The organism is uncultured Hyphomicrobium sp., from assembly GCF_902826555.1.
Lineage (GTDB): Bacteria > Pseudomonadota > Alphaproteobacteria > Rhizobiales > Hyphomicrobiaceae > Hyphomicrobium_C.
Genome location: NZ_CADEFI010000004.1, coordinates 1 through 6,439, shown reverse-complemented (window position 1 = coordinate 6,439; position 6,439 = coordinate 1). Strand labels below are relative to the sequence as shown.

The following is a 6,439-nucleotide window of genomic DNA, read 5'->3' as shown; positions in this document are numbered from 1 at the left end:
GTCGCGCCGGTATTGTGCCGTTGCGCTCCCACTCAGCAACCCACTTGGAAACTGTTCCTTTGTTGACTTTCCAGGTCTCGGCTAGGTCGTCTTGCGCTTCAACGGTTGCGCCGGTTGCTAGCCGTGCGATGAGGTCCTGTTCTGCTCTTCGTTTCGAGGTGCTGCTTGTCGGCAACCGTTGCCGACGTTGCGCTGGTTGCGGCGGCGGCGATCAAATCTTGGAGCCGGTGATGCGACCGAGAGTGATGTCCGCTTCCGGCCCGATGAGTATGCGAAGGCTTGCGAGCTCTATACCCAATTAGTGTGCGCTGCACCCTACGATGACTACGCGCTCGCGAGGGCGACCTAGTGCTACCGCGCGAGGAACCGCGCCTTTCTGCACGCGTTCTCCTCGGAGGTCTCGAGGAGCGAGCAATGATCAGTACCGAAAAGAAAGGCAAGACCCCGGACAGCGTCGGCGCCCGAGAGAAGGCGGCGCGCGACGACGACGCGGTAAGCAAATCAGTCAATACCGAGGGCGATGCCAAGTACGGCACAACGTCCGTGTTACCGGGCCCGCCGATCCCGCCGGAAATTCAAGAACAGGTTCGGAACGAACGCCAAACGGGGGACACGGCAACCGGCGGGAGCGAGGCCAGCTCTCCCCGGAACCAGCGAAGGAGAACGTCAATGGTTGATTCCGCCGATATCAAAGAGCACATGGAGGTGGTCGGCTCCGACGGCGAGCACGTCGGCACCGTGGACCGCTGCGAAGGCGCAGAAGCGATCAAGCTGACCAAGAATGACCCAGCAGCCGGAGGCAGGCATCACTTCATCCCGATGGCTTGGGTGGAGCGAGTCGATGATCGCGTCCATCTCGCCCCGTCCGGAAACGAGGCGCGAAGCCACTGGGGCTAAAGCAAATTTTGTCGAACACAAGCTCTTTGGACAGCGGCTCCTCGGGCTTTTCATTTTCTGTGCTCGGATCCGGCGTCGGTGCCGGATTTTTCTCCGGGCAGCTCCATCACCTCGGGTGGCGACGGCGGCAGAGGCTTCGGCGGCGTCTGGGCAAACGCGATGGCCGAAAACACGAAGGCACTCGCCACGAGAACGCCGATCACCACGTGTCCGGACCACGATCGATTGAGGAAACCGTTCTCTCGGTGCGCTTCATGTGGCGCCTCCGCTTGTTGCTAACTTTTGCACGAAAACGGCCCGTATGTAGCGCTTTTTCCATCTTGCAACTCCTTTGCAACTCTTTCGCCATCCCTGCGTTTCAGAGGTGGTCGGGGGCGGAGGCATGGAGAATGACCGATCACAAGTCGCTCGATCGCGCAGAGCGCGTCGCGGATGAGGGCCGCCGTATACAGTCCCACATCGACACCGTCGATAGAGCGAAGGACGACGAGTCGAAGCCGAGCAAGGACAAGGCCGTTCAGACCGGCCAGCGCGATTACCCGCAAAAGCTCGACGAAACGCATCTTGCCAAGCCTGGCCTCGAGAAGGATCTTGAGACGGCGCCTATGTACGAGGCGCCGGCCTACCAAGGCTCCGACAAGCTTAAAGACATGGTCGCGCTGATATCCGGCGGGGATTCCGGCATCGGACGCGCGGTGGCCGTCCTTTTTGCGCGCGAGGGTGCGCATGTCGCGATCTCGTACCTAGAAGAGACCGAGGACGCGCTCGCCACCAGGCGCGCCGTCGAAGCGGAAGGCGGCAAATGCCTGCTGCTGCCCGGAGACGTCTCCGATCCCGCCTATTGCAAGGACGCTGTGAGACAGACCATCGACAGGCTCGGCAGTCTCGACATCCTCGTCAACAATGCGGCGTTCCAGGAGCATGCGGGCTCTATCATCGACATCACCGACGAGCACTTCGACCGCACGGTGAAAACCAACCTCTACGGCTACTTCTATCTCGCACGCGCCGCGGTGCCGCACATGAAGCCCGGCAGCTCCATCATCATGACCGGCTCCGTGACCGGCTTCCAGGGCAGCAAGGAGCTGCTCGACTATTCGATGACCAAAGGCGGCATCCATGCCTTCGCCCGCTCGCTGTCGGCGAGCCTCCTGCCGAAGGGCATCCGCGTCAACGCGGTCGCGCCGGGTCCGGTTTGGACCCCGCTGAACCCCGCCGATCGTCCCGCCGAGGAGGTGAAGAAATTCGGATCGGGCACGCCGATGAAGCGGGCGGCGCAGCCCGAGGAGATTGCTCCCGCCTATGTATTCCTCGCCGCTCCTGCATGCGCGAGCTACATCACCGGCGAGCTGCTGCCGATCATCGGCGGCTACGACTGATCACGACCCCCACCCACCAACGAGAAAGGAGAATGGCGATGGGATTCTTCACGCGTGACATCAAAACAATGGACGATCTTTTCGTGCACACGCTACGCGACATGTACTACGCTGAAAATCAGATCACTAAGGCGTTACCTACAATGATCTCCAAGGCCTCCGATGCGGAGTTGAAAGCCGGGTTCAAGAAGCATCTCGAAGAGACCAAGACGCAGATCGGACGCCTGGAGCAAGTCTTCAAACTGCATGGCGTCGAGGTCTCCGGGGTCTCGTGTCCGGCCATCGACGGTATCATCGCAGAGGCCGACACCGTGGCGGGTGAGGTTGCTGACAATGCCGTACTCGATGCCGCGCTGATCGCGGCGGCCCAGGCTGTCGAGCACTACGAGATAGGCCGCTACGGCACGTTGATCGCATGGGCCAAACAGCTCGGCCGCGACGATTGCGCAAGCCTCCTCATGAAGAATCTCGACGAAGAGAAGGCCACCGACGCCAAGCTGTCGACGTTGGCCGAAAGCCGGCTCAATCGCCGCGCAGCCTGACATTTGGCCGATCACGCCCGAGGGTGCTTCCGGTTCGCTCGGGCGTTCTTCTATTTTTGGAGAATGAATTGGCTTCTACCATGACAAGATGGGCTGCAACGCTGAAGAGCGTGCTGCTTGGCCGGTTGGGCGCGAGCAATCGTCCGTCCCGTCTGCCCGATCGGGAAGGTGCATAGCGGCAAGACATCCGTCATCCGCGTCATCGCCGGAAGTAGCATTCGTTCCCCGGCTTCGCGGCGAGACACCTCGAAAATCTGAGTGCTGTATGCCCGGAGCAAAGAGCATCTGCGGTCCGCCACCGGGAACTTTGCACCGCAGAACGCGTCCTACATGCGTGCGCAGCCAGGAGATCCGATCTGTGAACATCCTCCCATTCGCGCTTTCGATCGTCGCAATCCTTTCGCTCGCGGCGTGTGGCGAGGAGTCCACGCAGCCCATATCCGCCACGACTGGTCGGAAGCCGACACTTGCCGACCCCAAATCGCAGCTCATTCCGACCGTAAACATCGCCCCGGTGAGAGGGTGGCCGGAGGGTGGGAAGCCCAAGCCCGCGGCCGGGCTGGCGGTGTCGGTGTTCGCCGCCAATCTGGATCATCCGCGCTGGCTTTATGTCCTGCCGAACGGCGACGTCCTGGTTGCGGAAACCAACAAACCCGAGAACAGCGGCGGCAGGAGCGGATTGGCGGGTTGGGTTATGGGCAAGGTAATGGGTCGCGCGGGAGCAGGCGTCCCGAGCGCCAACCGCATCTCGCTCTTGCGCGATGGAAACGGTGACGGCGTCGCGGAGACGCGCAGCGTATTTCTCTCGGGGCTCAACTCACCGTTCGGCATGGCGCTGATCGGCAAGGACTTCTATGTCGCCAATACCGACGCCATCATGCGCTTTCCTTATGCGGATGGCGCGAGCGAGATCCGCGAGGCGGGCACCAAAGTCACCGATCTCCCGTCGCTGCCGTTCAACCATCACTGGACGAAAAACCTCATCGCTTCGCCGAACGGCGCAAAGCTATTCGCAACCGTAGGGTCGAACAGCAACGTTGGCGAGAACGGTATGGAGGCCGAGGAACACCGGGCGGCGATCCTCGAGGTCGACCTCGCCAGCGGGACGACGCGCGTCTTAGCGGCGGGCCTGCGCAATCCTAACGGCATGGGTTGGGAGCCAACGACGAATACGCTCTGGACGGTTGTCAACGAGCGCGACGAGATCGGCAACGATCTGGTGCCGGACTACCTGACGTCCGTGAAAGATGGCGGGTTTTACGGTTGGCCTTACAGCTACTTCGGCCCGCACGTGGATGTGCGCGTCTCGCCGCAAAAGCCCGATCTCGTGGCAAAGGCAATCGTGCCAGACTATGCCCTCGGCGCGCATACGGCCTCGCTGGGCCTCGTGTTCTCAAGCGGGACGACGCTGCCTGAGCGACTGCGCCAGGGGGCGTTCGTCGGGCAACACGGGTCCTGGAACCGCAAGCCGCCGAGCGGCTATCAGGTCATCTTCGTTCCCTTCAAGGACGGCAAGCCCGATGGCCAGCCGGAACCGGTGCTGACCGGCTTTCTGAACGACAAGGGAGAGGCTCAAGGCCGCCCCGTCGGTGTCGCCATCGACCGCGCGGGTGCGCTGCTGGTCGCCGACGACGTGGGTAACATCGTCTGGCGTGTCACCCCGGATAGCAATTCCGTAAACGCCGAGGCCCAGAAGGTGCGCTAGGCATACGCATACTCTCATGCTGTTTCCCTGTACGTTAGGGCTTTATCTTGATGATCATTGACAAAAAGAATTTGCACGGCGGCTTACCACTTTGGTCGGCCGGTTCCGGCAGTCGTTTGCGAACTTGCGCCAAGATGGGATCTGAGGCCTGCGACGTGGCGATCGTCGGTGGTGGCGTCAGCGGCGCCCTGATCGCCTTGACGCTTTCACGGGCCGGTCTCGATGTCGTCGTCATCGATCGTCGGCAGCCCGGCCAAGGAAGCACGGGCGCCAGTACTGCTATGATCCAATTTGAGCTCGATACTTCGCTGCGCGAATTATCCGGAAAGATAGGCGCGCGCCGCGCGTTTCGCGCCTATCGCCGTTCGCTCAAGGCTGTCGCCGATCTAAAGGCGCTGACGGCGGCCGAAGGCATTCGCTGCGAATGGCGCGATCGAGACGCGGTTTATCTTGCCGGAGACAATCTCGGCCATCGGGGTCTGAAACTGGAAGCCGCCACGCGCCGTCGCGCGGACCTTCCGTCGGAGTTCATAGACGCGGACGAGCTCAAATCGAAATATGGCGTCGAGCGTATGGGCGCCATCGTTTCGGGAGGCGCCGGCGAGCTTAATCCGGCCCGCCTTTTGACCGGAGCGCTCAACGCGGCGCGCAAAAGAGGCTGCCGTATATACTCCGGTCACGAGGTGATCGAGGTGCAAAACACTGGAGTTGGGATACGCCTGGCGACCGACACGGACGGCGAAATTCTCTGCAAAAAGACGGTGTTCGCCACCGGCTATGAGACAATCAAAAGCCTGCCGAAGGGGCGCTTTGACATCACGTCGTCGTGGGCGATCGCAACCAAACGTATCCATCCGAGAAAGTTCTGGCCGACGCGCTGTCTGCTCTGGGAGGCCTCCAACCCCTATCTTTACGTTCGCACCACGGCTGACAATCGCGTACTCGCGGGCGGAGAAGATTCCGGCCTCAACGACGCTGAGCGCCGGGATGCCGCAATACCGGCCAAAGCCGCGACACTGCTAAGCAAGCTAAACACGCTGCTGCCAGGGCGAAGTTTCGAAATCGACTACGCATGGGGCGGAGCATTCGCTGTTAGCCCAAGTGGGCTACCGATCTTCGCGGAAATTAACGACCACCCGGGATGCATGGCGATATTGGCCTGCGGAGGCAATGGCATCACGTTCAGCCTGATTGCCGCTCAGGTCGTCGAAGCCTGGGTCAGGGGAAAACGCGATTCGGATGCGTCGTTATTCGAACATGCCGGCGTATGACGCGTTCGCCGACCGCGGCTTAAGCGTCGAGTCGAGCAGGCTGGCGGCTTCTTTGCAGGTTATGCCGTGGACGTCTGGCTAGATTTGCGCGGCCGCGGCACCTGACGACGCTGAGCTGGTGGCAGCTAAGGCGCGATACTCAGTCCGGCACGTACGGACCATAGGAAGGGTCCTGTTCAACGACGGAACTTGCTTCGCCAGTTGATGCGCCGTCCGCTCCACCTTCTTCACTGTCGGCAGCTCACAACTCTAGTTCGACTTCGACCAAGAGCTAAAAGCACAATTGCGGTTCCCAATGAATTGTTCCTTGCGCCCTCAAAACGTCGTCACGGGATTTATCGGGAGATTGCGCCAACGCGGGAGGCAGCAACAACGAACAACCCGCCAACTGGGCGATGGCTGCTGGCAAGAGCCTCATGAGTTCTACTTTGCCGGCAATGTGCTGTCGGCGTCCAGTGACAAGATCAGTTCAACGAGCCCTGAAATTGTGCAGTGGCGAAGCGAAGGGCATCTTGGCCGCTTGTTCGCAAGTCACGAGAGTTGATTCCTATGGAACAGGTATCACGGACGGGCGGTTCATCTGCCAAGTCGGGGATACGACGTAAAGGAGTATCCAAGTATGAAAACGAGATCATTGATGGTCTG

Annotated in this window: 6 protein-coding genes; 5 read left to right on the top strand and 1 reads right to left on the bottom strand. The window is 60.9% G+C overall.

From position 1 onward, the window contains the following. Positions 1–669 precede the first annotated feature (669 nt). Positions 670–897, top strand: coding sequence for a DUF2171 domain-containing protein (locus tag QZV93_RS03210; protein ID WP_295556175.1), 228 nt, complete (start codon positions 670–672; stop codon positions 895–897). Between the two features lie 50 nt (positions 898–947). Here QZV93_RS03210 and QZV93_RS03205 read toward each other — a convergent pair whose 3' ends face one another. Beyond that, positions 948–1,100, bottom strand: a complete 153-nt coding sequence (locus tag QZV93_RS03205) for a hypothetical protein (RefSeq protein ID WP_295555912.1) — start codon at positions 1,098–1,100, stop codon at positions 948–950. Positions 1,101–1,286: 186 nt separating this feature from the next. On the opposite strand from QZV93_RS03205, the gene QZV93_RS03200 reads away from it, so the two are divergent. The 4 genes from QZV93_RS03200 (at position 1,287) to QZV93_RS03185 (ending at position 5,794) form a co-directional block, all read left to right on the top strand. Then, on the top strand, positions 1,287–2,276 hold the full coding sequence (locus QZV93_RS03200; RefSeq protein WP_295555910.1) for an SDR family oxidoreductase: 990 nt from the start codon (positions 1,287–1,289) through the stop codon (positions 2,274–2,276). 38 nt (positions 2,277–2,314) lie between these two features. After that, positions 2,315–2,818, top strand: coding sequence for a ferritin-like domain-containing protein (locus QZV93_RS03195; protein ID WP_295556173.1), 504 nt, complete (start codon positions 2,315–2,317; stop codon positions 2,816–2,818). Between the two features lie 364 nt (positions 2,819–3,182). Then, on the top strand, positions 3,183–4,523 hold the full coding sequence (locus QZV93_RS03190) for a sorbosone dehydrogenase family protein (protein WP_295556172.1): 1,341 nt from the start codon (positions 3,183–3,185) through the stop codon (positions 4,521–4,523). Positions 4,524–4,573: 50 nt separating this feature from the next. Next, on the top strand, positions 4,574–5,794 hold the full coding sequence (locus QZV93_RS03185) for an FAD-dependent oxidoreductase (RefSeq protein ID WP_295555908.1): 1,221 nt from the start codon (positions 4,574–4,576) through the stop codon (positions 5,792–5,794). Positions 5,795–6,439: the final 645 nt, after the last annotated feature.